Genomic DNA, 23,670 nt, shown 5'->3' on the forward strand with positions numbered 1-23,670 from the left:
GATGTAACGTTTCACTTCGGCAGCCTACTGTTTGATGTTCTCCATCAGGCGGTCGATTTCCGCGCGCTCGGCGGCGGAGATGGGCAGCAGAGGCAGACGCGCAGGACCGCCGTAGTAGCCATTCAGGTCCATCGCATACTTCAGGGCTGGAATGCCAAGCTCGCCAACGATGCGAGTGGCGGCCTTGGCAATGCGCTGCTGCTTCTCCTCGGCCAGCTTCTCGTCGCGATCCTTGAAGGCCGCATACACCTCATAGCACGCGGTGGGAGCGGCGTTGGCAAAGGCCAGGATGCCACCGACGGCACCGGCACTCAACAGCGTGTGCAGCTTCTGCGCGGTGCCTACCAGCACCTGGAAGCCCGCATTCTTCTTGCGCGTGCGCAGCGTGCCAATCACCTCGACGCCCGCCGAGGACGGCTTGGCAACCGCAGGCTTGTCGCCCGCAAGCGCGCTGACGCTGACCAGATCGGGCGATGACTGCTCGGCGGTGGCGCGGGCGACCATGCGGGCGGTCACGGCCTCAAAGCGTTCGGTCACCGTGGCCTCGCGCGTGATGTGCTTCGTGCGCGTCACGAGTTCGCGAACCTTCTCCACGTTGCCGGAACTTTCCTTGATGCCGGCAAGGTTCGGGTGCTCGGCCAGCTCGGCCACCAGTTCCACCGGCATGTCATAGCCCGTGCAAGGCGGAAAGTTGTAGATCAAAACCGGCAGCGGCGAACGGTCGGCAACGAAGCGGTAGTAAGCCAGCATGTTTTCCGGCTTCATCTGCGCGCGGTAATAGTTCGGCGTGCGCACCATGGCAACGTCATAGCCGAGCTTGGCGGCGTATTCGCTCATACGCACGGTCTCAAGAGCCGATTCGGCCCCGACACCCGCGACCATGACTTTGTGCGCGGCGGCAGCCTCAATAGCGCACTTCAGCACGTCGCGCTTTCCGTCGTCGCCGAGCATGACAGGCTCACCCGTGGAGCCGAGCACGACCATGCCGGTGACAGGGCCGAGCGAGAGGCGCGCAACGTTGTGCTCCAGCTTGCGGAAATACAGCGAGCCGTCCGCATAGAACGGCGTGGTGATGGCAGGAAGAATGCCTTGCAGCAACATGGTCATAACAGTTCAGTGTATCAAGCGTTGGCTTCCAGCACCGCCGAGACTTCGGTCCACTCGTTCATGGCCGCGTCGAGTTCGGAACGGAGGCGGTCGAGCGCGGAGACCTGGCGCTGTGTCTCCTCGGCGCTGACAAACTGCGTGAGCGCCTGTTCGGTGTCGGCAATTTCGGACTCGAGCCGCGTAATGGATGACTCCAGTTCGTTGCAGCGGTCGGTCATCTGGCGCAGCTTGATGGGGTTGATCTTTTTCTTCGGCTCGGCCTTCGCGTCGGCGGCAGAGTCTGCCGAGACATCATCCTCAGCCGCCGTTGAAGCGGCTGCCGACGGGTTGCTCCGCGCGGTGATGGCCGCGAGATCGGCATCGGCGTGGCCTTCCTTGCGGTAGATGTAATCCTCGTAATTTCCGGGGAAGACATGAACCGAGCCGTCGGCGACCTCAAAGATGCGCGTAGCGAGATTGTCCACAAAATAGCGGTCGTGCGAGACGAAGACCACAGTGCCGGTGAACTTCTGGAGGGCTTCCAGCAGCACGTCCTTGGCGCGCAGGTCGAGGTGGTTGGTGGGCTCGTCGAGCAGCAGCAGGTTCGAGGGCTGCAACAGCATGCGGGCCAGCGCGTAGCGGTTGCGCTCTCCGCCACTGAGCACGCCAATGCGCTTGAAAACGTCGTCGGCCGAGAACAGAAATGCGCCGAGCAGATTGCGCAGTTCGGTCTCCGTGGTGCGCGGAGCCACCAGACCAATGTCGTCGATGAGGCGCGCCTCGGTGTTGAGTTCCTTGTACTGGTCCTGCGCGAAGTAGTCGATTTCGACGTTGTGGCCGAGCGCATACTGGCCGCGTGTCGGCTTCTCCTGCTGCGAGAGCATCTTGATCAGCGTCGATTTGCCCGCGCCGTTGACGCCGACCAGCGCCACGCGATCGCCTCGCTCCACAATGAAATCCACCCCGCGCAGCACGTGCTTTTCGCCGTAGCTCTTGTCCACGCCATTGAATTCGGCGACGACGCGGCCGCTCGGCTTGGGCTGCGGGAAGCTGAAGTGGATGGTCTTCTCTTCCTCGGGCAGCTCAATGCGCTCGATCTTTTCCAATTCCTTGATGCGGCTCTGCACCTGCTTGGCCTTGGTGGCCTGGTAGCGGAAGCGGTTGATGAAGGCCTCGAGCTGCTCAATGCGCTCGCGCTGATTGCGGTAGGCGGCCTCCAGCGTGTCACGCCGCTGCTGCTTCTCACGCAGATACTTTTCGTAGTTGCCGGTGTAGAAGTGAACTTCCTTGTTCCATATCTCGGCAATCTTCTTCACGGTCACGTCAAGGAAGTAGCGGTCGTGCGAGATGACCACGTAGGCGAAGGGATAGTTGACGAGATAGCCCTCGAGCCAGTTGCGCGTTTCAAGGTCGAGATGGTTCGTCGGCTCGTCGAGCAGCAGCAGGTTCGGCTTGGCCAGCAGCAGCTTGGCCAGCGAGATGCGCATCTGCCAGCCGCCGCTGAACTCTTCGGTCTGGCGCAACCAGTCTTCCTTGCTGAAGCCGAGTCCGGCGAGCACGGTGCCCACCTGCGCGTCGAGCGCATAGGCATCACGCGTGCGCAGCTCGCTCTCCACCTGCTGGAAGCGTTCGGCCACCTGCGCGTAGTCGACGCCAGCGGGGTCGAGCACGCTCATCTGCTGGGTCAGCGTCTCCAGCTCGCGCTCCATGTCCTTCAGCTCGGCAAAGACGGAGAGACACTCATCAAAGACCGAGCGGCCCGCCATGTGCAGGCCGTCCTGCGCCAGGTACCCGGCGCTGATGCCCTTGGTGCCGCTGATGGTGCCGTAGTCGAGCGGCTCCGTGCGGGCAAGCACCTTCATGAGCGTTGATTTGCCCGTGCCATTGGCCCCGACCAGGCCGATGCGGTCCTGCGGGGTGATGAGCCAGTTGAGATCCTGGAACAGAAGTTTTTGGCCGAAGCGCTTACCGGCACCGGTGAGTTGAATCATCGCAGACGAAATCCTTGGTTCAACGTCTATTGTCGCATGAGGACCGGCCCTGTTGTGCTCGGCAGCAGCACGCAGGTGCCGTGCGACTTTTTTCCGCCAGCCGGGTTTGAGTAGAAAGCACGCAAAAAATGACGGACCGCGGAGGGCGGTCCGGGGAATATGGCAGACGAGGAGACATCCTTTGAACAAGAAACTGTGGATCACCATTGCATTTGTGATTTGCGCGGCGCTGGCGGCCCACGCGCAGAGCGTCGATCTCGCATTCGGAGTCAGCACCGTGCAGAGCGGCTCCGCCAACAGCGCCAATGCGGATCACTCGGCGGTGATGCTGGGTGGCGGCGCGTATCCGGTGTTTTCCGCGAATTTCCTGACCAAGAACCATGTGGGCTTCGGCGGTGAAATTGCCTGGCGCGCCAGCCGCGCGGAGTATCCGGGGACATACAGCGCACAACCGTACCGTCCGCTGTTCTATGACTTCAACGCTGTGTTTGCGCCGCCGCTCGACCGCGACCGTCGCGTGGTGCCGGAATTCGCCGCCGGCATTGGCGCGCTGAGCACGCGCTACTACCAGGACTACACCAGCTGTGGGTATTACACCTGCACGGACTACGCGAGCACCAACCACTTCATGGGACATCTCGGCGTGGGCCTGAAGTTGTATCCGGGCAAGAGCAATTTCTTCATCAAGCCGGAAGCCCACTTCTATTTCGTGACTAACAACCAGGAATTCAGCAGCAACCAGGTGCAGCGCTATGGCGTCAGCATTGGCTACACCTTTGGCGAGCGGTAAGATGGATACGAGGTGGGGTTCGCGAAAGCGGACCCTGCCGAACGGTTGCAAGGAATCGCGCTTTCTCACGTGCTGTTTGTGAGTGGCGCGAACAGTCCCGCCCCCCCTAGCCAGACTGACACGCAAGACTTTGTAACAAATTCGCGCCCAACCGGAGCGCGCACAGCACGTCTATAGCTTTGGATCACGATGTGAACAGGAAAGTGGCGGGCAGGCCGTTCACGAGGTCAGAGGCTTGCATGCGAACCCATCCTGCAGGGTTCGCACCCCACGTTGCGACTGGTGCCGGGAGGGGGAATCGAACCCCCACAGCCCTTTCGGGCCTGCGGATTTTAAGTCCGCTGCGTCTGCCAGTTTCGCCATCCCGGCGCACATCGAGTATCGCATAACGGCCCGCGAGATTGGGATGCTGATGCATGAGAGGAAGCAAGCGATGAAGATGGGGGCGGCGACGATGATCCCTGGGGAGATGCGTGCAGGCAGTTTCGCGCGCGAGTGTGAACTCGATGGAGACAGGTCAGCGCCCGCCTGTGATGTCAGTGGACTTGACCTTGCCGTGGTAGTGCCAACCTACAATGAGCGCGAAAATGTTCCGGAACTGATTGAGCGGCTGCACCGCACGCTCGACGGCATGGAATGGGAAGTTGTCTTCGTCGACGACAACTCGCCCGACGGCACGGCGGAACTGGTACGCGAATATGCCCTGGCCGATCGCCGGGTGCGTCTGCTGCACCGCGTGGGACGCCGTGGACTCTCCTCCGCCTGCGTGGAAGGAATTCTCTCCACCGCCGCCGAATACATCGCCGTGATGGATGCCGACCTGCAACATGACGAAAGCGTCCTTCCCCAGATGTTCGAGCGGTTGCGCGATGAAAAGCTTGATGTGGTGGTGGCCACGCGCAACGCCGAAGGCGGCAGCATGGGCAACTTTTCCCTGCGCCGCGTGTGGCTGAGCCGCCAAGGACGCCGTCTGAGCCAGCTTGCCTGCCGCTCCAACGTGACCGACCCGATGAGCGGCTTCTTCATGGTGCAGCGCGATTACTTCCTCAACGTGGTGCACAAGCTGCACGGCGGAGGCTTCAAAATCCTGCTGGACATGCTGGCCGCCAGCGACACTCCGGCGCGCGTCGGCGAGGTCGGCTACCGCTTCCGCATGCGCCAGCACGGCGACAGCAAGCTGGACGCCAACGCGCAGGTCGAATACCTCTCCCTGCTGCTGCACAAGATGCTGGGCGGCAAGCTGCCTGCGCGCTTCGTCATGTTCGCCCTGGTGGGCGCGCTTGGCGTGGGCGTCCACCTGACCACGCTGTGGCTGCTCTACACCATGCTGCACGTGGGCTTCGCCTGGGCACAGCTCGCCGCCACGTTCACGGCCATGACCGGCAACTTCTTCCTCAATAACCTCGTCACCTTCCGCGACCGTCGCCTGCGCGGCATACACATGTGGACCGGGCTGGTGGCTTTCTGGGCCGCGTGCTCGTTCGGCGCATGGGTGAACGTGGTGTTTGCCCGCGTGCTGCTGATGGCGCACGTTCCGTGGGAAGTGGCCGGTATCGGCGGCATCGTGGTCAGCTCGGCCTGGAATTACACGATGAGTTCGTTCCTGGCATGGCAGAAGCCACTGCCCTGCGTGAAGCGCCCGGAACAGACGGAAGATGAAGATTATGCCTCCGGCTCGCAGGGCTTTGCCTCGGCGTTGCAGCAGCAGCCGGGTGGACATCTGTGATCCGGACGAACTGGAAACGAGTGGTTCTGGCCGCGTGCGCGCTGATGGCGCTGTACGCGGCCGCTGTGCCTTTTCTGCGCGCCACCATGCTGGTGCAGGTGAACTACAACGAGGGTTGGAACGTCTACACGGCCGATGCCGTGGCGCACCATCAGCTGCTCTACGGCTCTCCCGTGGGCTGGACGGCGGTGAACTATCCGGGGCTCTCCTTTGCCGTGATGGCGGCGCTGCACCACTGGACGCACGACTACCTGTTCACGGCGCGCGCGGTCTCGCTGCTGTCAACCTTGCTGTGCGCGCTCTTCAGCGGGTTGATTGTGCGGCGGCTGACAGCGAACCGCTGGGCTGCGTGGCTTGCCGGTCTGTTCTGCTTCGCGCTGTTCTGCGCCAACGCCGAACGCTACGTTGGCATGGACGACCCGCAGATGCTGGCGCAGGTCTTCTTCCTCGCCGGACTCCTGGCTTACGTCAGCTTCCGCACCAAGAATTGGGGCGTGGCGCTGGCAGCGCTGCTGTTCGTGGTCGGCGGCAACATCAAGCACAGCCTGCTGGAGTTTCCGCTGGCAGTTTTTGTCGATCTCTGGCTGATCTCCAAGCGCAGGGCCACGCTGTTTGCCGCACTTGGTGGGGCGATGGCCGCCGCATCCGTGGCGCTCAACCTTCACTTTGGCGGGCCGCACTTTGTGGGCGCACTGCTGGCCGGCCGCGGCTACTCGCTGCCGCACCTGTTCGACAACGCCACCGAGCTTTATGGCCCGGTACTGCTGCCCGCGGTGGTGGCGCTATGGTTCGCCTGGCGCGTGCGGCAGAGCGACGAGCGGCGCATTCTCTTCCTCTTCTTCGCCTTCAGCCTTGTCATCGCCGGAGTCTTCGGCGGCGGCAGCGGCGTGTGGATCAACGTGATGTTCGGCAGCCTGCTGGCCATTGCCATGCTCTGCGGGCTGCTGTTTGACGAGCTGACGCGCAATGCCGCGCGCTACACGCTGCGCACCCGTGCAGCGGTTCCACTGGCGCTGTTCGCCTGGCTGCTGATCCCGATGATCATCAGCGGCAACTGGCGCGTAGCGGAAGAACTGGCCGACGAACGCGCGGCACAACAACGCTTCGCGCAGGAGTCCGAGATACTGGCAGCACAGCCCGGTCCGGCGCTGTGCGAGAGTCTGCTGCGCTGCTACTACGCGCAGAAGCCTTACAGCTATGACCCGTTCAACGCCACCCGCTTTGTGCAGCTTGGGCGGCTGAACCCCGCACAGTTGACCGCTCGAATCGACCGCCAGGAGTTCGGTGCCGTGCAGATGGACCGCCCCGTGGAGCAGCAGCCGCTCTCCGGACCCGGGCGTGAGCGCTTCGCACCGGAAATTCTGAAGGCTCTGGCTGCCAACTATGAAGCCGCCTACGTCAACACCGACGGCGTGATCTACCTGCCCACGCGCCGCACACTGCAGGCCAGCCGCACACGCTAGTTTTCGCAAATCTTCCTGTAACGAACGGCGGGCGATGGCATTTGTTCTTTTATGAGAATGCCATCGCCCACGTCTGACGGCCAACGCCGGACGTGGCTCGGAGGAGCAATGTCCGACGTACTCTGGGCCGTTCTGTTTGTCGCCGTCTATCTCGTGCTCGTAAACTGGGTGCTGCCAAAGCTGGGCCTGCCGACCTGACGCAGCAACGTCTGCTCCGTCGAGTCTCGACGGAAGGCCACGCCCGCCACGCCGCAAACACAACCGCCAGCAGCACAGGGAGACAAAACCCATTGAGTCATCCGATTTTTTCTCATAAGCAGGCGCAGAAGCTGGAAGATCCCGAGCGCCTTGTGTGGCTGCCGCCCGCGGAGATTGTGGCCGCGCTCGGTGTGCACCCGGGCATGAAGATCGCGGACATTGGCGCCGGAACCGGCTATTTTTCACTGCCGATGGCAGCCATTGCCGGCCCTTCCGGGCACGTCTACGCCGTGGACCTGCAACCGGAGATGCTGGCGCTGCTGGAGGCCAAGCTCTCCGCCGCAGGACTCAGCAACATCAGCCTGCATGAAGGCGATGCCACCCGCACGACGCTGGCGGACGCCTCGGTGGATCTGGTGCTGCTGGCGCACATCTGGCATGAATTGCCCGACCTCGATGCGGCTTTCCGCGAAGCGCGGCGCCTGCTCGCGCCCGGAGGCTGCGTTGCCATTCTCGACTGGAGCAAGGAGCACGCCTCGCCTCCGGGGCCTCCGCAGGAGCACCGCTTCACCAGCGAGCAGGTAGTGAAGTTCCTGCAAGAACGCGGCATGCAGAACTGCCGGGCAGTCACCGCCGGAAAGTACGCGTTCCTCGCCATGGGACAGGCCGAAAGCTAGTCCGGAAAAAGAACGTGCGCTGCCGTGGAGACTTCCAAGGTTTTCACGGCAGCGCACGGCGCAGAAGGAGCAACTGTGAGAGGTGCGAGCTTTGCGCCCGCGGTTATTCCCTGCCCTTCACCCAGCGGAAGGGATGCTCGAAGCTGAGGTAGAGGAAGATTCCCTTGTCGCCCGTCGAGGGGCCTACGCCGATGGGCACGCCGATGCCCGGCACAATCTGCAAACCACTTTTGAAGTTGTAGGCCCAGCGGATGCCGGGGTTCAGATAGATGCTCTGCGAACGCACCGTCTTGTCCTTGGCCACCACGTCCTCGCTCGAACTCCAGATGGTCTCCAGCAGCAGGTTCACCCTCGGCGAGGCCAACCACACCATCGAATTGCCAAGGTTCACATCGACGGCGCGCGCCTTGTTGCCGCTGGCGTCCTTCTGGTGCGGCACCACGGTGGTTCCGGCGTTCCAGTGCGTCACAAAGCGCGGCGAGACCACCACGCTCAGGGGAAGGTTCACCTGCACACCATTGCCACCCAGCCCACGTCCCTGGCGAGGATCGCCGCTGGCGAAGATGCCGGTCAGGCGCGGCGAAAAGGCCACGCGGGTTTCCCCGCTGCCGATGAGCTGGTAGCGGTAATTCAGCATGAAGTCGCCAAGACCAACACCTGAGCCGGGAAAGTCTCCGGCATGGTTGGCCACCGTAGTAAGGCTGAGCTGATGACGCAGGGTCCAGACAGGCCACTCGTCGGTCTCGGTGTAAACCCAGTCATGACTGGGAAACATTTTTTGAAAAGTGCTGATGTGCTGGATGACGCCGTTTTCCTGGTTGTAGGCCTCTTCCATCAGGAAGCTGTTGTCCTGAATGGGTGCGGTGGAGGACGAGGTGGAGGCGGAGGTGGACTGCGCGTGCAAGGCGGTGGCCGAGAGCAGCAGGGCCCCAAGAAGCGAAATGATTCGATGACGAATATGCATGGAAACTCCCAACGACGGAGCCAGTATCAGGGACGGCGGATGCGATTGTCAATGAAAATGAATTTCAATTTCATATTCATGGAGCGTTTACTCCAGATTTTCCTCCGCCACCGCGCTCCGCTCGTTTCTGCAGCTCTTCTCCGCCCGCAAGGCTCTCCCTAAGAATACCGGGAACTGTCTGGCCTGCGACTTCGCAGTCCTGCTCCCTGCTTCAGACATAACGGCGGACGCTTGTCACTGCTTGAACGAAATGCACTCGCGCCCCGCGTGAATATCACAGGAAAAACGCCGCGAAGCTCAAAGGGGAACCGGACACACTCGCCATGCCGCCGGGGATGGCCGCAAGGAAGACGCGAGAATTGTCCGCAAAAAGAAAAAAGCCATAAGCCGGGAAGCTTATGGCGGGGACGACGAGGCTCGAACTCGCGACCTCTGCCGTGACAGGGCAGCGCTCTAACCAACTGAGCTACGTCCCCGCTCTGAGCTGAAGCGCACACTGGTCTGGCGTCTGCTCACAACGAAATTCATTTTCGCATACCGGCCGCCGCTCGTGCAAGCCAGCGGCTGTGCAAAAAGCACCGCTCGCACTGGGCCTGTTCGCGCATACGTCCAAGGCTTTCCAACGCGAAGCCGAAAGCGACGGTAATCTCTGCGATGGTGGGCGGTGAGGGATTCGAACCCCCGACCTTCTCGGTGTAAGCGAGACGCTCTAACCAGCTGAGCTAACCGCCCCCTCGTGAGAGTATACCGTACTGCGCGCCCCGCACCGAACGTCCGCTTCTCTCCCCTTTCCCTGCACCGCGCCCCCGCCCTTGCCGAGCCGTGCCACAGACTGTAGCTTGGTAGCGTGAAGCGACTGATTGTGAACGCCGACGACTTCGGCCTGACCCCGGGAGTGAACCGCGCCATTGCCGAATGCCACGCACGCGGCATTGTTACCAGCACCACGCTGATGGCCACCGGTGCTGCCCTGCGCGACGCCATCGAGCTTTCGCGCTCGCTGCCACAGCTCTCCGTGGGCTGCCACGTGGTGCTTGTAGATGGCGAGCCGCTGCTGCCACCCGACCAGGTGCGCTCACTGCTGGCGCCGGGCACCAACCGCTTTTATCACTCCATTGGTGAGTTCGCGCGCGCGGCGTTCGGCGGGCAGTTCCGCGAAGACCAGATTGAGGCCGAAGCCTCCGCGCAGATGCAGAGGCTGTGCGATGCCGGTGTTGCGCTCTCGCACTTTGACGCACACAAGCACACGCACATGTTCCCCGTGGTGCTGCGCGCCGTGCTGCGTGCAGCGAAGCGAGTAGCCGTTCCGGCCGTGCGCAATCCGTTCGAGCCAATAGACTCCATGAATTACGCCAGCGTCTTCAGCAGCGCAAAGCTGTTTGTCCGCTGGGCGGAGGTACGTGTGCTCAGCGCCTTCCGCGCGCAGTTTGTGCGGCGCGTAAGCGAGGCTGGCCTGACGACCACCGGCGGCTGCATTGGCGTGGCCGTCACCGGCATGCTCGCCGAGCCGAACCTGACCGGAATGTTGAAGCGGCTGCCGGAAGGCACGTGGGAACTGTGCTGCCATCCGGGCTATAACGATGCGGCGCTCGACGCCGTGCGGACCAAGCTGCGTTCTTCGCGCGTGGTCGAGTTGCAGACGCTTGCCGATCCGCGCATGCGAACCGTGGCGCAGAAGCTCGGAATAGAATTGCAGTCGTTCCGCGACCTCGGACAACGTTAGCAGCGGTTCGCAATACACACGCGCAGAGCGCGCCAATCTTTCGCCCGCGTGCATCACACCGGCGAAAGCGGAATCGAATGAGAAGATCATGCGAATTGGAATTACGTGTTATCCCACATATGGCGGCAGCGGCGTGGTGGCCACCGAGCTCGGCATTGAGCTGGCCAACCGCGGACACCAGGTGCACTTCATCAGCTACTCGCAGCCCATACGGCTGCCGGAACAGCACCCCAACATCCACTTCCACGAAGTCGAGGTCTCGAATTATCCGCTCTTCGAGTACCCGCCCTACGACCTAGCGCTGGCAACGCGCATGGCCGAGGTCGCTGAAATCTACGAGCTTGACCTGCTGCATGTGCACTACGCCATTCCGCACTCGGTGAGCGCCATGCTGGCCCGCCAGATGCTCTGCTGCGACCACGCGCGCAAGCGCCGCAAACTGCCCTACGTCACCACGCTGCACGGCACGGACATCACGCTGGTGGGGCAGGACCCGTCTTACCTGCCGATCACACGCTTCTCCATTGAGCAGAGCGACGGCGTCACATCGATTTCCGAGTACCTGAAGCAGGAGACGCTCCGGCAGTTCAGCATCCGGCATGACATTGAGGTGGTGCCGAACTTCGTAAACTGCGACCTCTACCACCGCGACTCCGACTTCAAGGCGCATCGCGCGGAGTTCGCCACCGAAGACGAGCGCGTGCTGGTGCACCTGTCGAACTTCCGGCCGGTCAAGCGCGTCACGGATTGCATTGAGGTCTTTGACCGTGTGCTGAAGAAGATTCCGGCCAAGCTATTGATGATCGGCGACGGCCCCGAGCGCTCACGCGCCGAATGGCTGGCCATGGAAAAGGGTATTCACGACCGCGTGCTCTTCCTCGGCAAGCAGGACCGCATCAACGAGAAGCTGGCGCTGGCGGACATGATGCTGCTCCCCAGCCAGATTGAGTCCTTCGGTCTGGCGGCGCTGGAGGCGATGGCCAGCGAAGTGGTGCCGATTGCGACTAACGTTGGGGGCCTGCCCGAGGTCATTGACCACGGCGTGGACGGCTACCTGTTCCCCGTCGGCGACGTGGATGCCATGTCCAAGGCGGCCATCGACATTCTGGGCGACGAGAGCCGCCTGCGCATCATGGGCAAGCGCGCGCGCCAGAAGGCGCAGACCAAATTCTGCTCCACGCGCATCATTCCCAAGTATGAGCAGTATTACAAGTTGGTGTTGGAGCGCACGTCGTAAGGCGTGACGTAACCGTCTTCTTCGGGGATGGGCAGGATGAGCCGCACGAGCGTGCCCTTTTCGCGCACGCTCTCGATCTCCATGTGCGCGGTGTCGTTGTAGAGCACCTGCAACCGTTCGCGAATGTTGGCCAGGCCGATGCCATGGCCGTCGGTGCGCTCTCGCTTGGAGGCCTCGGTGATGCCGATGCCGTCGTCCTCCACCTCGATGATGAGCATGCCATTGTTGATACGGCTGCGCAGTGTGATGGTGCCGCCGTCGATCTTCGGCGCCAGACCGTGCTTGATGGAGTTCTCAACCAGTGGCTGCAACAGCACGCTGGGCACAATCACGTCGAGACTCGCCGGCTCCAGTTCCTTCACCACCTTCAGCTTGTCGCGGCCAAAACGCACCACCTCGATGTCGAGATAGTCGTCGATGAAGGTGAATTCCTCGCGCAGTTCCACAAAGCTGTCGCCCTTGCGCAGAAGGCGGCGGAGGATGTTCGCCAGCTTCAACACCATCTCGCGCGCCGTGTCAGGGTCAAAGCGCACCAGTGAAGAGACGGAGTTCAGCGTATTGAACAGGAAGTGCGGGTTAATCTGCGACTGCAGGGCCTCCAGGCGCGCGTGCATCAGCAGGCGCTCCTGTTCCTCCAGCTTCATCTCAATGCGCACGTTGTTGAGCACCTTCAGCGCAATCGCCACGCACATCACGGTGGTGGCGTAGATGCCTGCGGTGACGCCCCAGTTCTGGCTCTCCAGGGCAAACGTGTGCTCAGGGAAAAGCTCCTTCACCTGCAGCCGCAGGAATTGCAGCGCCAGGATCATGAAGAAGAACGAGGTCTGCCAGTCGATGAACGACTTGGCAATGGTGCGACGGATCCAGCGGTAGATGCTCAGGTCAAAGAGCGGCGAAAACGACCAGACGGCCTCGCGGTCCTTGGCCAGGTCGCGCAGGAAACCCGCGCTCAGTCCGGCAATGATATCCAGCGGAAAGTTCCACCAGCTATGCGTGGCGATGTAGGGCAGCGAGACCAGAGCGCCGCCGCTGACGCCGGCCAGCCGTCCGCCAATCACGCCCATCAGGATGGCGCTCTCAAAGGCGATGTCGGCGGCGAGGAAGTTCTTCACCGTCATGCGCACCACAACGCCCAACGCGCATGGAACGCCGATGAACAGCACCATCTCGAGCTTCTCGCGCACGCTGCGGTCCTCGCGGAACAGCAGGAAGCGAAAGCGGCGCGAACGAGCGAGCACGCTGCTGACGGCGGCGGAAACGCCCAGCTTGACCAGCAGCGTGATCAGAATCAGCTTGGAATCCAAGCGACACTCCCCGATGAACTATGCCTTGGAAAGTATAGACTGACGCGCCGCGTCGAGCGCCGCCGCCAGTTGCGCGGCCTCCGGCACGCCGCCCTGCGCCAGGTCCCGGCTGCCGCCACCGCGCGAACCGAGCCGCGTCATCGTCTCCTTCATCAATGCGCCCATGTCATGCGCGCCTCCGGCGGACTGCGCGAAGACCAGCGCAGGCTGTCCGCTGGCAGCGCCCAGCAGCGCCACCACTTCCGGGGAAGCGGCGGTCAGCTTTTGCGCCAGCAGCTTGGTGAAGAGGATGTCGCGCTCGGCCAGCACTTCGGCAAACAGCAGCGGCTCGTTCGCTGCCTTGCGCGCGGCAATCCACTGGTGCGCCGTCAGCTCGGCAATCTCCTCCAACTGCCGGTGAGACTGCTTGGAGGCAGCCTTGCCATCGTCGATCAGCTTCTTCACCTGCGCGGGCACGTCCCACACATGCGAAGAGAACGCGCTGGCGGCCTCCACCAGCGTCCCGTAATCCTTGTGCGCGGTGGCCAGCGCCCGCGCACCACAGACGAACTCGACGCGCGCCCCCTGCTTCACCTTTTCCAGCTTGCGAAGCTGTATATTGCCGATCTGCCCCGTGCTCTTGACGTGCGTGCCGCCGCAGGCGCACAGGTCAAAGCCTTCCATCTCGATCAGGCGCAGCTTTTCGTGCTCGGCCTTGGGTATCTTGCGCACGCCGCGCTCGCGGGCCTCGTCCTCTGTGGCGTAGCTGATGGCCACCGGGCGATCCTCCCACACAATCTGGTTGGCGCGTTGCTCGGCCTGCTGGAGTTGCGCGGGGCTGAGCGACTTTGCGTCCAGGTCGATGGTGCAACTCTCCTCGCCCATGTGGAAGGAGACGGTCGGCATCTGGAACAACTCGACGAACGCGGCGGAGAGCACGTGCTGGCCTGAGTGCTGCTGCATGTGGTCGCGGCGGCGGTCCACGTCGAGGAAGCCGCGCACGCGCACCGGCCCGCTCAAATCAAGGTCCGTCTTTTCGACAAAGTGCAGCACTTCGCCGTCCTCACCCTCGGCCACCTCCTCCACGCGCAGCTTCGGATGCAGAGACGTGCGCTCGCCTTCGAGCAATTCCAGTTCAATCCAGCCGGTGTCGAAGTTCTGTCCGCCACTGGTGGGGTAGAACGCGGTGCGGTCCAGCACCAGCGCGGTGCGCCCGTCGATGGCGCGCGTCTCCATCAGCGCGGCCACAAAGTCGTTGAGGAATGAATTCTGATAATAGAGCTTTTCGGTCATCTTGTTTTGTGTCACCCAAATCGCGCACGAATTCGTGTGCGCAGCGCCGCTCTCGCGGCACAATGATCTTGCGCCAAAACCTAATACGGCTGAATGATGCCGCCCAGGCTGCGCGACTTCGGCAGAGCGCGCCCGTTGATTCCGAGATGCCGTCCGAGCACGTCGAGAGACTTGAGCGCGCTCGCGGTGTTGAAGAGGACGACTTCTTCCTCCTCGCCCAGCACGCCGACGGCACGCAGCTTCTCATAGGCGGCAAACGTGGCGGCTCCCTCGGGAGAAGCCAACACGCCCTCACGTCGCGCCCAATCCACAAGCGCCGCAAGAATCTCGTCGTCGCTGACGGCGACGGCCGTTCCGTGGCTCTTACGCAGAATGTCGAGCGCGAGCGCACCGGCGGCGGGCATGGTCACGCGCAGACCGGAAGCCACGCTCGCCGCGTGCGGCCAGGGCTGCGGCGCGGAGGCGGCCTCGGCGAAGCCCTGCACGATGGGCGCGCACCCGGCAGCCTGCACGGCAATCATCTTGGGACGCGCAGCGCCAATCCAGCCCATCGCCTCCATCTCGTCAAAAGCCTTCCATAGCGCTACGAGGCTCATGCCCGCGCCGGCGGGCCACAGAATCGCGTCCGGCAAGCGCCAGCCAAGCTGCTCCGCCAACTCATAGCCCATGGTCTTCCGGCCTTCCAGCCGGTAGGGCTCGCGCATGGCGGCCAGGTTGAACGCACCACCGGAGTCGCTGGCTTGCTGTGCACGCTTCACGCACTTGTCGAGCGCGCCGTCCACTACCGTCACTTCGGCTCCGGCGGCCGTGCACTCCACGCGAATTGCTGAAGGCACATCCTGCGGCAGAAAGACCTGTGCTTCGATTCCGGCAGCCGCGGCGTAGGCCGCCAGCGCGCTGGCGGCATTACCCGCCGAGGGCATCACGACCTTTTTGACGCCAAAATGCTTGAGGGCGGTCGCGGCCACGGACATGCTTCGGGCCTCAAACGAACCCGTTGGATTCGCGCCCTCATCCTTGATCCACACATGCAGGTGTGTGCGGCTGGCCAGCAAGGGCGTGTAGCCTTCGCCAAGAGAGATGGCCTCCTCCGCCAGCGGCAGCACTTCGCGGTAGCGCCACATGGTAGCCGGACGTGCCGTCAGCGCTTCACGGTTCGCGCCCCCCAGAGCCGCGGAGGTATAGCGAAGCAGCAGCGCCGCGCCATCGCGCGGGCAAACACTTTGCAGCGCGTGGGCGTCGAGCTTCCGGCCGCAACGGCTGCACTCCAGATGAGAAATATTGTTCATTGCCACACCTGCCTACAAGGTCGCCTGCAACAGCCGCGCCTGGCGGAACAGTGGCCGTTCGCGTCGACGCAGAAAGCCGGGCATGGCGGCACGCTTGGAGAAGATATGCTCCAGCCACTGGCGCGCCTCGGCCTTCTCGCCCTGAGCCGCCAGGAACTGCGCATAGTGCAACTGCGTTTCGGTCAGGGTGGAAACCCGCAGCACGGCCTCAAACAACTGCTTCGCGCGCTCCAGCTCGCCGGTCTTTCCGTAGACGTAGGCCAGCAGTCCGGCGGCGCGGTGGAAATCGTACGTCGCATCCTTGCTCAAGGCAAATTCCAGGTCGGGGCGGGCGGCGGCAAAATCGCCAAGGCCGATGGAGGCCAGCGCGCGGCGGTAGAACGGGTCGGGCGTCTCCGTGCGCGGGGTGATCGAGCGGTTGTAAGCCTCGCGCGCCTCGCTCCAGCGTCCGGCGTCAAGGTAGAGCAGGCCGAGTTCCTCAAAGTTGCCCGGCGCGGGGTTCTCGCGCACTTCGGCCTGCAGACGGCGGATGCGGCTGCCGCGCTGCAAGAAGTTGAACGCCCCCGGGTCGCCGATCTCTGGCATGGCTTCCACCAGCAGGTAGACGAGCGAACCGAGCGGACCGAGAAACAGGATGATGTAGAGCCAGAAGGTGTCCGGGCGCTTGCGCGCAAAGTGCATCAGCGCGGCCGCCATCAGGAACAGCCCGAAGAAGCCCCACGAAAAATATCCGCCAAACATGGTTCCACGATAGTAGCAGCGCGCGGGCCGCGGCGCGAGGCGTGCCTCCGCCACACGGGGTAGAATCGAAGCATGGTCCCGGTGCGCCTCATCGCCATTGACATTGACGGAACACTGATTGGCTCGACCCCACAGGTGAGCGAGGCCAACCGCGCCGCGCTGCAAATGGCGCACGAGCGCGGTGTCGAGATCGCGCTGGCCACCGGACGCCGCCACGCCTTTGCCCTGCCCGTGGCCTCGCAGCTTGGCTTTCCCGTCACCCTCATCAGCTCCAACGGCGCGGTCACGCGCTCCAGCAGCGGCGAGTTGTTCCACCTGGACAAACTGCCCCGCGAGAGCGTGCGCGCACTGGTGGAGCACATGAGCCACTGGCGCGATTACCTGGTCATCACCTTTGACCGCGAAGTACGCGGCGCATTGATCATGGAGCGCAAGGACCTGATGTACCGCTCCATTCAGCGCTGGCTGGAGAAGAACGAGCAGTTCATCGAGTATTGCCGCCCCATCGAGGAGTCGCTGAGCGAGGACCCGATTCAGGCGATGTTCTGCGGCGAAATCGCCAACATGGAGGAGGCCGAGGCGCACCTGAAGTCGTCGCCCTCCGTGCTCAGCCGCATCACCCTGCTGAAGACGCAGTACAACGTGCGCAACCTGCTGATGCTCGACATCATCAATGCTGGCTGCTCCAAGGGGCACGCCCTGGAGCGCTGGTGCCGCCAGCACGCCATTCCGCGCGAGGCGGTGGCCGCCATCGGCGACAACTACAACGACCTCGAAATGTTGAAGTTTGCCGGGCGGCCCTTCCTGATGGGCAACGCCTGCGACGAACTGCGCCAAAGCGGCCTGCCGATGACACTGACGGCCGACGACCACGGTGTGGCCCACGCCGTTGAGCAACTCTTGGGCTAGTCCGCTTCCGGCGGTAGAATAGGCAGACCATGCGGCGAGTCGCACTCTTCGCGGCCCTTTTGCTCCTCGCAGCCCCCGTGAAGGCGGCCGAGGTGGCGCACCTGCGCAATGGCTTCAACATCCGCTGCGTAGCCCGCGAAACGCAGGGCAACAACGTGCGGCTGTTCCTCGATTCCACGCGCACGAATTACGTTGACGTGGCCTCCGCCGACGTGACGAATTATGAGGCGGTTGCAGACGCCGCGCCCGAGCCTGCGCCAGCCGCTCAACCCGCCAGTGCGCCGGACATCCACGAGCATGTAACAAGACTGGCAGGTCAGCAGGATATCGACCCTGACTTTGTCGCCAGCGTCATCCGGCAGGAGAGCGGCTTCAATCCGCACGCGGTCTCGCCCAAAGGCGCCCGCGGCCTGATGCAGTTGATGCCCGGCACGGCCGACAAGCTCGGCGTGAAGGATTCCTTCGACCCGGCCTCCAACATCGACGGCGGCACCCGCTACCTGCGCCAGCTTTTTGAGCTGTATCACGGAGACCCCGTGAAGGCCCTGGCCGCTTACAACGCCGGGCCGCAGCGCGTGGAGCAGTACAAGGGCGTGCCTCCCTACCGCGAAACCCGCGCCTACGTCGCCCGCGTCATCCACGACTACAACCAGCGCAAGGCCGCGCAGGCCGCCACGGCACCCAAGGCCGAAGCCAAGGCAAAGTCCGCGAAGAAAGCTGCGCCCGTCCGGACCGCCAGCAGTAAGCCCCACCGCTCGGCAGCGGTCTCCAGCAACTAGCCCGCGCATTGCCGCCCGAGGGGAAAACAGTTACCCTTGAGGTGTACCCGAAAGCCCGGTCCTGGCCAACTATGGCTGTGTCCGCCGTACAAGCATGAAGAAAAACCACACCCGTACCATAGCCATCGTGGTGGCCATTCTGGCCGCGCTCGTTTATCTGCAGTTCCGTTCGTGGCGCACCTTTGACTGGACCGAGTTCTGGCGCCAGACGCGCGGCGTCAACCTGTGGCACATCGCCATTGCCATCGGGTTCATCTATCTTTCGTACGTGCTGCGTGCCTTCCGCTGGGCGCTGTTTCTGCGTCCCACAAAGCGGACGACGGCCCGCCGCATGCTGGCGCCGCAGTTCATCGGCTTTGCCGCGCTCGGCCTGTTCGGGCGCGCGGGTGAGTTCGTGCGCCCGTACCTGATCGCCCGCCAGGAGGAGTTGACGCTGGAGTCGCAACTGGCGGTGTGGACCGTGGAGCGCGCCTTCGACCTCGGCGCGGTCCTCACCCTGATGTTCATCTTCCTGGTGGCCGTGCAGGGGCGCGTCTCGCACATTCTGTTCGGTGCCGTGCACACGGGCGTTACCGGGCTGGCGCACAAGGTACAGCACAACGTGCTTGGGGCCGTCCTTGCGGCCGTGATTTTCGTGGTCTTCGTGGTTCTGGTGCGCAAACTCGCGGGGCACGCCTCGCGCAGCCTCCGCCACCGCATCGAAGCCTTCAAGAAGGGCTTCAACACCATTCAGGACGCGCGTTCGTTCGTGCTCATTGCAGTGCTGTCACTGGCCTGCTGGTTCGGCATCGCGCAGGCCTACGTGCACATCCTGCACGCCTACCCGCCGACCGACCACACGGTCACGCTCGATGACGGCGCCAGCGAAACCCGCACCTCGCATCTTCAGGTCATGGGACTGGAAGATGTTCTGCTGCTGATGGGCGGCAGCATGTTCGGCTCCGTGCTGCAATTGCCGGGCGGTGTGGGCGGCTCGCAGTTGGCCATCGTCAACCTGCTGTCGTCGTCGGTCTTTACCGTGGCGCCGTTCAACGTGACCAAGGAGGTCGCGCTGAGCTGCGGCATGATGTGCTGGCTGGTGACGTTCATGTCAGTCATCCCCGCCGGGCTGGTGATGGCGCGCTGGGAGCGCGTGAACCTGCGCACGGTGGAGAGCGAAAGCGAAGCCGCCGACTCGACCGCCGAGGGCGAAGCCGAAGCCTAGCCCGCCGAGAGCCGCCTCCCTAACGGAACCCATATAATCAACCGGCAGAACCGCGTTTTGCCGGTTTCTCACATTCGCGCCGGATGCTAAGATTGGCGCTTGGAATCAGCATGAAGTGTCCTTTTTGCGGCTTTGAGAACGATAAGGTTGTGGACTCGCGCGAGAGCAAGGAAGGCGAGTCGATCCGCCGTCGGCGCGAGTGTCTGAAGTGCGAGAAGCGCTTCACCACCTACGAGCGCATCGACGAGATCCCCTACATGGTCGTCAAGAAAGACGGCCGCCGCGAGAAGTTCGAGCGCCAGAAGGTGCTCAATGGGCTGCTGCGTGCCTGCGAAAAACGTCCAGTCTCGATGGGACGCCTGGAACAGATTGTGAACGAGGCCGAGGGCTTCGTCATTGACTCCCCCGAGCGCGAGCGCCACACCAGCGAGATCGGCGAGTTCATCATGAACCGCCTGCGCAACCTCGACAAAGTGGCTTACGTGCGCTTCGCCTCCGTCTACCTCGACTTCAAGGACGTGCAGGAGTTTCTGGCTGAGTTGCAGGACCTGCTTCGCAGCAAGGACATGAAGGAAGCCGCCAAGATTCTGGACGAAAAGCCGCACGGCAAGGGCAAATCCATTCACTAGGCCGTGGACAGGCGCTTCCCCGCCACTTCATTCCCAAATTAACTTTTCCTGAGCCGGAGCCATCTCCGGCTCAACTCATTTGCGGCCAGAACCGATAGAATGGGCGACCGCCGGAAGCGGCGTGCGTTTCCCGCGCCCGAGCCGCGAAGATTTCGCACTCCGCGGGCAGACGGCGGCATCAGATGAAGTGCGGTCTGAATAGCGCAACTGGCGCTTCGTCCGCAGCCGTTCAAATTCAAACATCACAGCATTTGAAGATCGAGCCAATGGCACACAAAATCACGCTCATCCCCGGCGACGGCATCGGCCCCGAGGTTACGCAGGCCGCCGTGCGCATTCTGGAGGCCACCGGCCTCAAGTTTGAATGGCAGTCGTTCGCCGCAGGCGCCGACGCCTACGAACGATTCCATGAATACATTCCGCATGCGCTGCTGGAGTCTGTGGAGCAGACGCGGGTGGCGCTCAAAGGGCCGGTCACCACGCCCATCGGTGGCGGCTTCAGCTCCATCAACGTGCAACTGCGCAAGCACTTTGAGCTGTTCGCCAACTTCCGCCCCATCCGCAACCTGCCCGGCGTGCCCACGCGCTACCCCGGCGTGGACCTGATCATCGTCCGCGAAAACACCGAGGGGCTGTACTCCGGCATTGAGCACGAGGTGGTGCCCGGCGTGGTGGAGAGCCTGAAGATCATCACCGAGAAGGCCTCGACGCGCATCTCCGAGTGGGCCTTTGCCTACGCCCGGGCCAACCGCCGCAAGAAGATTCACTCCATCCACAAGGCCAACATCATGAAGATGTCCGACGGCCTGTTCATCCGCTGCTCGCGCGAGGTCAGCAAGCGTTACCCGGAAATTGCCTACGCCGAGCACATTGTGGACAACACCTGCATGCAGCTTGTGACCAACCCGTACCAGTACGACATGCTGCTGCTGGAGAACCTCTATGGCGACATTGTCAGCGACCTGTGCGCGGCCTTTGTCGGCGGACTGGGACTGGTGCCGGGCGCGAACATCGGCCATGAGTGCGCCATCTTTGAGGCCGTGCATGGCTCGGCGCCGGACATTGCGGGCAAGGGCGTCGCCAATCCGACGGCCGTGGTGCGCTCCGGCATCCTGATGCTGCGCCACCTGGGCGAAAAGGACGCCGCCGACCGCGTGAAGTACGCCGTGCACGCCGTCTACGCCGAGGGCCGCTGCCTGACGCGCGACATGGGCGGCAAAGCCTCTACCGAGGAGTTCGCCGACGCCGTGATTGCCGCCATGGAAAGCCCGGCCTGGAAGGAACAGGCCGCCGCAGAAACCGCGCCGGTGTAGGGAGACAGTTCCCGGTTCCCTGTTCTCAGTTCCCGGGTAAAACTCAGCAGCTCCGCGTCGACCGGAAGGCGACGGCGCGGGCTGCTTCCATCTTTGCCTATTTTTGCCCTCAGCACACGGCAAAACAGCGTTTTGCGTCCCAGGTTAGCCTCGCCATGCTCGGCGAACCTGGGGCACCCGAGAATCTGGGGCACCCCCACATCAGAAATGTCCGAAGAAGAGTCCGAAAGCAGATCCTTCGCTGCGCTCAGGATGACGCCCGGAGAGGACATCGGGGTGGCCCTCCCGAAGCCGGAATCTGGAGCCGGAAATCTTCCTCCGTTTTCCTCACAACTCTGCATCCTGCAACTACTTACCAGCATCTTTCTAAGTGACTTGCTACAATAGGCGGCCATCGGGAAAGCGCCGGATTTTCCGTGGAGTCCGGCCTCCGACGATGCACCAGATTTTTTTTAAGGGTTCACTGGCAGGCACTCATGTCCAACGCAATTTCAGCGGTCCCCAGCTCGACGCCGTACAACGCGCGGCATCATCGTTTTGCGGTCTTCGTCGCCGTCTGCGTCTTCTGCCTCATCACCTACGGCGCGCTGGTCACCAGCAATGACGCGGGCCTCTCCGTGCCTGACTGGCCGACCTCGTTCGGCTCGCTCTATCGCATTCCCCCGCTCGTCAATGGTGTGCAGTTTGAGCACGTGCACCGCATGATTGCCCAGTTTGTCGGCCTGATGACCATTCTGCTGGCCGTTTGGACGCAGCGCGTGGATCGCCGCGGCTGGATGAAGGCCATGGGCTGGGCCGCGCTCGGCACCGTGATTGCCCAGGGCATGCTCGGCGGGCTGACCGTGCTCTTCAAGCTGCCGCCAGCCATCTCTACGGCGCACGCCACGCTGGCGCAGACATTCTTCTGCCTCATCGTCTCCATGGCGCTGTTCACCAGCCAGAGCTGGGTGGAGCAGCCGCCGGTGCTGGTGCCGGAAGCAGCAAAGCTCCGCACCATGTCGCTCGTGACCGTCGGGCTGATCTGGCTGCAGTTGATCCTGGGCGCGGCGTTCCGGCACTCGGGCATGAAGCTGCTGCCACACCTGATCGGCGCGGTCATCGTAGTGGTCATCGCGCACGTGGACGCCATCGGAGCCATCAAGCGCTTCCGCGAGGTTCCGCAGGTGAAGAAGCCGGCCACCGCCCTGCTGATGTTTGTCGGCCTGCAGGTCGTGCTCGGCATCGGTGCCTACATTACGCGGGTCATCCTCAGCCCCGGAGCGCCCAAGCCGCTGGAGAGCATGGTGATCACCACCGTGCTGCACGTGGCCAACGGCGCGCTGGTGTTGGCTTCGGCCGTGGTGCTGGCCATCCAGTTGCACCGCCATACGCAAGCGAATGAAGCAGTACCCACCCCGGAAGGAAGGCCGGTACACGCATGAGCACAGTAACCCAGCCGCTCGCCCTTGAGCGCAGCTCGGCCGCGCGGGACATTGCCGAATTGGTGAAGGCGCGCGTGACCACCCTGATCATCGTCACCGCATGGTGCGGCTTCTACTTTGGAGCCGCCAAGAGCGGCGTCACTTCGCTGACCTTTACGCTGCTGCACGCGCTGGTGGGCATTGGCATGGTGAGCGGCGGCACGGCGGCAATGAATGAAGTGGTGGAACGCGAGAGCGACGCGCTGATGCGCCGCACCTCGCGACGTCCGCTGGTGACGCACAGCATGAGCGTGGCGCTGGCATCGGGCGTGGGCCTGTTCCTGATCTTTGGCGGCGCGCTCTACCTGGCGCTGGCCACCAACCTGCTGACCTCGCTGCTCACGCTGGCGACCTCGGCGGTGTACCTGCTGGCCTATACGCCGCTGAAGAAGGTTGGCCCGCTCTGCACGTTCGTCGGGGCCTTTCCCGGTGCCATGCCTGCGGTGCTGGGTTGGACGGCCGCGCGCGGCAAGCTCGAGTGGGAAGCCTTCGTGCTCTTTGCCATCGTCTTCTTCTGGCAGTTCCCGCACTTCCACTCCATCGCGCTGCTCTACCGCGAGGACTACGAGCGCGCGGGCGTGAAGATGCTGCCCGTGGTGGAAAGCGACGGCCGTTCGACGGCGCGCGCCATCCTGCTCTACGGCGCGGCGCTGCTGCCCACCACGCTGATGCCGACGCTGATGGGCATGGCCGGACTCTGGTACCTGATGGGAGCCAGCATCCTCGGCCTCGGCCTTTTCTACTACTGCGTGCGCATTTGGCAGGAGTGCCTGCCGCCGTCGGCGCCGGAATCGAAGGTGCTGGCGCGCACGCTGCTGAAGGCAACCGTGACCTATCTGCCCCTGTTGTTTGCCCTTATGATGATTAACAGCGCCGCCTAGTACGGCCCGCGTCCGCCGAGGACGCCAGTGATGG

The 23,670-nt window shown here is 63.2% G+C and carries 20 protein-coding genes and 3 tRNA genes; 13 read left to right on the forward strand and 10 right to left on the reverse strand.

Going from position 1 to position 23,670, the window contains the following annotated elements:
* Positions 1 to 24: 24 nt before the first annotated feature.
* Together AC6IZO_RS07030 and AC6IZO_RS07035 are read right to left on the reverse strand one after the other, a co-directional pair.
* Positions 25 to 1,107 (reverse strand): dihydrodipicolinate synthase family protein, encoded by a 1,083-nt coding sequence (locus AC6IZO_RS07030; RefSeq protein WP_497809382.1) that lies wholly within the window; start codon positions 1,105 to 1,107, stop codon positions 25 to 27.
* Positions 1,108 to 1,121: 14 nt separating this feature from the next.
* Positions 1,122 to 3,077 carry an ABC-F family ATP-binding cassette domain-containing protein gene (locus AC6IZO_RS07035; RefSeq protein WP_497809384.1) on the reverse strand — a complete coding sequence of 652 codons (1,956 nt, stop codon included), beginning with the start codon at positions 3,075 to 3,077 and terminating at the stop codon, positions 1,122 to 1,124.
* A 181-nt stretch (positions 3,078 to 3,258) separates the two neighbouring features.
* Between AC6IZO_RS07035 and AC6IZO_RS07040 the strand changes: the two genes are divergently transcribed.
* Positions 3,259 to 3,867, forward strand: a complete 609-nt coding sequence (locus AC6IZO_RS07040) for a hypothetical protein (protein WP_497809386.1) — start codon at positions 3,259 to 3,261, stop codon at positions 3,865 to 3,867.
* A gap of 280 nt (positions 3,868 to 4,147) precedes the next feature.
* Here AC6IZO_RS07040 and AC6IZO_RS07045 read toward each other — a convergent pair.
* Positions 4,148 to 4,236: transfer RNA gene (locus tag AC6IZO_RS07045), tRNA-Leu, on the reverse strand.
* A 193-nt stretch (positions 4,237 to 4,429) separates the two neighbouring features.
* Between AC6IZO_RS07045 and AC6IZO_RS07050 the strand changes: the two genes are divergently transcribed.
* The 3 genes from AC6IZO_RS07050 (at position 4,430) to AC6IZO_RS07060 (ending at position 7,931) form a co-directional block, all read left to right on the forward strand.
* Positions 4,430 to 5,593 carry a glycosyltransferase gene (locus AC6IZO_RS07050; RefSeq protein WP_497809388.1) on the forward strand — a complete coding sequence of 388 codons (1,164 nt, stop codon included), beginning with the start codon at positions 4,430 to 4,432 and terminating at the stop codon, positions 5,591 to 5,593.
* A 20-nt stretch (positions 5,594 to 5,613) separates the two neighbouring features.
* The gene (locus AC6IZO_RS07055; protein WP_497809390.1) at positions 5,614 to 7,056 is read left to right on the forward strand and encodes an ArnT family glycosyltransferase; all 1,443 of its coding nucleotides are present in this window, start codon (positions 5,614 to 5,616) and stop codon (positions 7,054 to 7,056) included.
* A 290-nt stretch (positions 7,057 to 7,346) separates the two neighbouring features.
* Positions 7,347 to 7,931, forward strand: a complete 585-nt coding sequence (locus tag AC6IZO_RS07060) for a class I SAM-dependent methyltransferase (protein ID WP_497809392.1) — start codon at positions 7,347 to 7,349, stop codon at positions 7,929 to 7,931.
* A 103-nt stretch (positions 7,932 to 8,034) separates the two neighbouring features.
* On the opposite strand, the gene AC6IZO_RS07065 is transcribed toward AC6IZO_RS07060, so the two are convergent.
* The 3 genes from AC6IZO_RS07065 to AC6IZO_RS07075 form a co-directional block, all read right to left on the reverse strand.
* Complete coding sequence (locus AC6IZO_RS07065) at positions 8,035 to 8,895, reverse strand: hypothetical protein (RefSeq protein WP_497809394.1); 861 nt, start codon at positions 8,893 to 8,895, stop codon at positions 8,035 to 8,037.
* Positions 8,896 to 9,294: 399 nt separating this feature from the next.
* Positions 9,295 to 9,371: transfer RNA gene (locus AC6IZO_RS07070), tRNA-Asp, on the reverse strand.
* A gap of 179 nt (positions 9,372 to 9,550) precedes the next feature.
* Positions 9,551 to 9,627: transfer RNA gene (locus tag AC6IZO_RS07075), tRNA-Val, on the reverse strand.
* A 115-nt stretch (positions 9,628 to 9,742) separates the two neighbouring features.
* On the opposite strand from AC6IZO_RS07075, the gene AC6IZO_RS07080 reads away from it, so the two are divergent.
* The gene (locus AC6IZO_RS07080) at positions 9,743 to 10,618 is read left to right on the forward strand and encodes a ChbG/HpnK family deacetylase (protein ID WP_497809396.1); all 876 of its coding nucleotides are present in this window, start codon (positions 9,743 to 9,745) and stop codon (positions 10,616 to 10,618) included.
* An 88-nt stretch (positions 10,619 to 10,706) separates the two neighbouring features.
* Positions 10,707 to 11,855, forward strand: coding sequence for an N-acetyl-alpha-D-glucosaminyl L-malate synthase BshA (gene bshA, locus AC6IZO_RS07085; RefSeq protein WP_497809398.1), 1,149 nt, complete (start codon positions 10,707 to 10,709; stop codon positions 11,853 to 11,855).
* Here bshA and AC6IZO_RS07090 read toward each other — a convergent pair.
* From AC6IZO_RS07090 to AC6IZO_RS07105, 4 genes are all read right to left on the reverse strand, one after another.
* On the reverse strand, positions 11,825 to 13,159 hold the full coding sequence (locus AC6IZO_RS07090) for a sensor histidine kinase (RefSeq protein WP_497809400.1): 1,335 nt from the start codon (positions 13,157 to 13,159) through the stop codon (positions 11,825 to 11,827). The genes bshA and AC6IZO_RS07090 overlap by 31 nt on opposite strands.
* An 18-nt stretch (positions 13,160 to 13,177) precedes the next feature.
* Positions 13,178 to 14,431 (reverse strand): alanyl-tRNA editing protein, encoded by a 1,254-nt coding sequence (locus tag AC6IZO_RS07095; protein ID WP_497809402.1) that lies wholly within the window; start codon positions 14,429 to 14,431, stop codon positions 13,178 to 13,180.
* An 80-nt stretch (positions 14,432 to 14,511) separates the two neighbouring features.
* The gene (locus tag AC6IZO_RS07100) at positions 14,512 to 15,720 is read right to left on the reverse strand and encodes a threonine synthase (protein WP_497809404.1); all 1,209 of its coding nucleotides are present in this window, start codon (positions 15,718 to 15,720) and stop codon (positions 14,512 to 14,514) included.
* A 12-nt stretch (positions 15,721 to 15,732) separates the two neighbouring features.
* Positions 15,733 to 16,515: a hypothetical protein gene (locus AC6IZO_RS07105; RefSeq protein WP_497809406.1), complete on the reverse strand. Its 783-nt coding sequence runs from the start codon at positions 16,513 to 16,515 to the stop codon at positions 15,733 to 15,735.
* 18 nt (positions 16,516 to 16,533) lie between these two features.
* Here AC6IZO_RS07105 and AC6IZO_RS07110 point away from each other — a divergent pair, with 18 nt between their 5' ends.
* From AC6IZO_RS07110 to cyoE, 7 genes are all read left to right on the forward strand, one after another.
* On the forward strand, positions 16,534 to 17,370 hold the full coding sequence (locus AC6IZO_RS07110; RefSeq protein ID WP_497809408.1) for an HAD family hydrolase: 837 nt from the start codon (positions 16,534 to 16,536) through the stop codon (positions 17,368 to 17,370).
* Positions 17,371 to 17,399: 29 nt separating this feature from the next.
* On the forward strand, positions 17,400 to 18,149 hold the full coding sequence (locus AC6IZO_RS07115) for a lytic transglycosylase domain-containing protein (RefSeq protein ID WP_497809410.1): 750 nt from the start codon (positions 17,400 to 17,402) through the stop codon (positions 18,147 to 18,149).
* 94 nt (positions 18,150 to 18,243) lie between these two features.
* Positions 18,244 to 19,353 (forward strand): lysylphosphatidylglycerol synthase transmembrane domain-containing protein, encoded by a 1,110-nt coding sequence (locus tag AC6IZO_RS07120; RefSeq protein WP_497809412.1) that lies wholly within the window; start codon positions 18,244 to 18,246, stop codon positions 19,351 to 19,353.
* A 110-nt stretch (positions 19,354 to 19,463) separates the two neighbouring features.
* On the forward strand, positions 19,464 to 19,982 hold the full coding sequence (nrdR, locus tag AC6IZO_RS07125) for a transcriptional regulator NrdR (protein ID WP_497809414.1): 519 nt from the start codon (positions 19,464 to 19,466) through the stop codon (positions 19,980 to 19,982).
* 266 nt (positions 19,983 to 20,248) lie between these two features.
* Positions 20,249 to 21,295 (forward strand): isocitrate/isopropylmalate dehydrogenase family protein, encoded by a 1,047-nt coding sequence (locus AC6IZO_RS07130; RefSeq protein ID WP_497809416.1) that lies wholly within the window; start codon positions 20,249 to 20,251, stop codon positions 21,293 to 21,295.
* A gap of 476 nt (positions 21,296 to 21,771) precedes the next feature.
* Complete coding sequence (locus tag AC6IZO_RS07135; RefSeq protein ID WP_497809418.1) at positions 21,772 to 22,716, forward strand: COX15/CtaA family protein; 945 nt, start codon at positions 21,772 to 21,774, stop codon at positions 22,714 to 22,716.
* Entirely contained in the window at positions 22,713 to 23,636 is a 924-nt protein-coding gene (cyoE, locus tag AC6IZO_RS07140) for a heme o synthase (protein ID WP_497809420.1), read from the forward strand. Before AC6IZO_RS07135 ends, cyoE begins: the two co-directional genes overlap by 4 nt.
* Positions 23,637 to 23,670: the final 34 nt, after the last annotated feature.

The sequence above is a fragment of the Oryzophilus luti genome (assembly GCF_059726245.1).

What these genes read in the sequence shown, in the direction of transcription:
- AC6IZO_RS07030 (WP_497809382.1), bottom strand. Translation starts at nt 1,107, where the DNA reads ATGACCATGTTGCTGCAAGGCATTCTTCCTGCCATCACCACGCCGTTC.
- AC6IZO_RS07035 (WP_497809384.1), bottom strand. Translation starts at nt 3,077, where the DNA reads ATGATTCAACTCACCGGTGCCGGTAAGCGCTTCGGCCAAAAACTTCTG.
- AC6IZO_RS07135 (WP_497809418.1), top strand. Translation starts at nt 21,772, where the DNA reads ATGTCCAACGCAATTTCAGCGGTCCCCAGCTCGACGCCGTACAACGCG.
- nrdR (WP_497809414.1), top strand. Translation starts at nt 19,464, where the DNA reads ATGAAGTGTCCTTTTTGCGGCTTTGAGAACGATAAGGTTGTGGACTCG.
- AC6IZO_RS07130 (WP_497809416.1), top strand. Translation starts at nt 20,249, where the DNA reads ATGGCACACAAAATCACGCTCATCCCCGGCGACGGCATCGGCCCCGAG.
- AC6IZO_RS07065 (WP_497809394.1), bottom strand. Translation starts at nt 8,895, where the DNA reads ATGCATATTCGTCATCGAATCATTTCGCTTCTTGGGGCCCTGCTGCTC.
- AC6IZO_RS07115 (WP_497809410.1), top strand. Translation starts at nt 17,400, where the DNA reads ATGCGGCGAGTCGCACTCTTCGCGGCCCTTTTGCTCCTCGCAGCCCCC.
- AC6IZO_RS07095 (WP_497809402.1), bottom strand. Translation starts at nt 14,431, where the DNA reads ATGACCGAAAAGCTCTATTATCAGAATTCATTCCTCAACGACTTTGTG.
- cyoE (WP_497809420.1), top strand. Translation starts at nt 22,713, where the DNA reads ATGAGCACAGTAACCCAGCCGCTCGCCCTTGAGCGCAGCTCGGCCGCG.
- AC6IZO_RS07110 (WP_497809408.1), top strand. Translation starts at nt 16,534, where the DNA reads ATGGTCCCGGTGCGCCTCATCGCCATTGACATTGACGGAACACTGATT.
- AC6IZO_RS07100 (WP_497809404.1), bottom strand. Translation starts at nt 15,720, where the DNA reads ATGAACAATATTTCTCATCTGGAGTGCAGCCGTTGCGGCCGGAAGCTC.
- AC6IZO_RS07120 (WP_497809412.1), top strand. Translation starts at nt 18,244, where the DNA reads ATGAAGAAAAACCACACCCGTACCATAGCCATCGTGGTGGCCATTCTG.
- bshA (WP_497809398.1), top strand. Translation starts at nt 10,707, where the DNA reads ATGCGAATTGGAATTACGTGTTATCCCACATATGGCGGCAGCGGCGTG.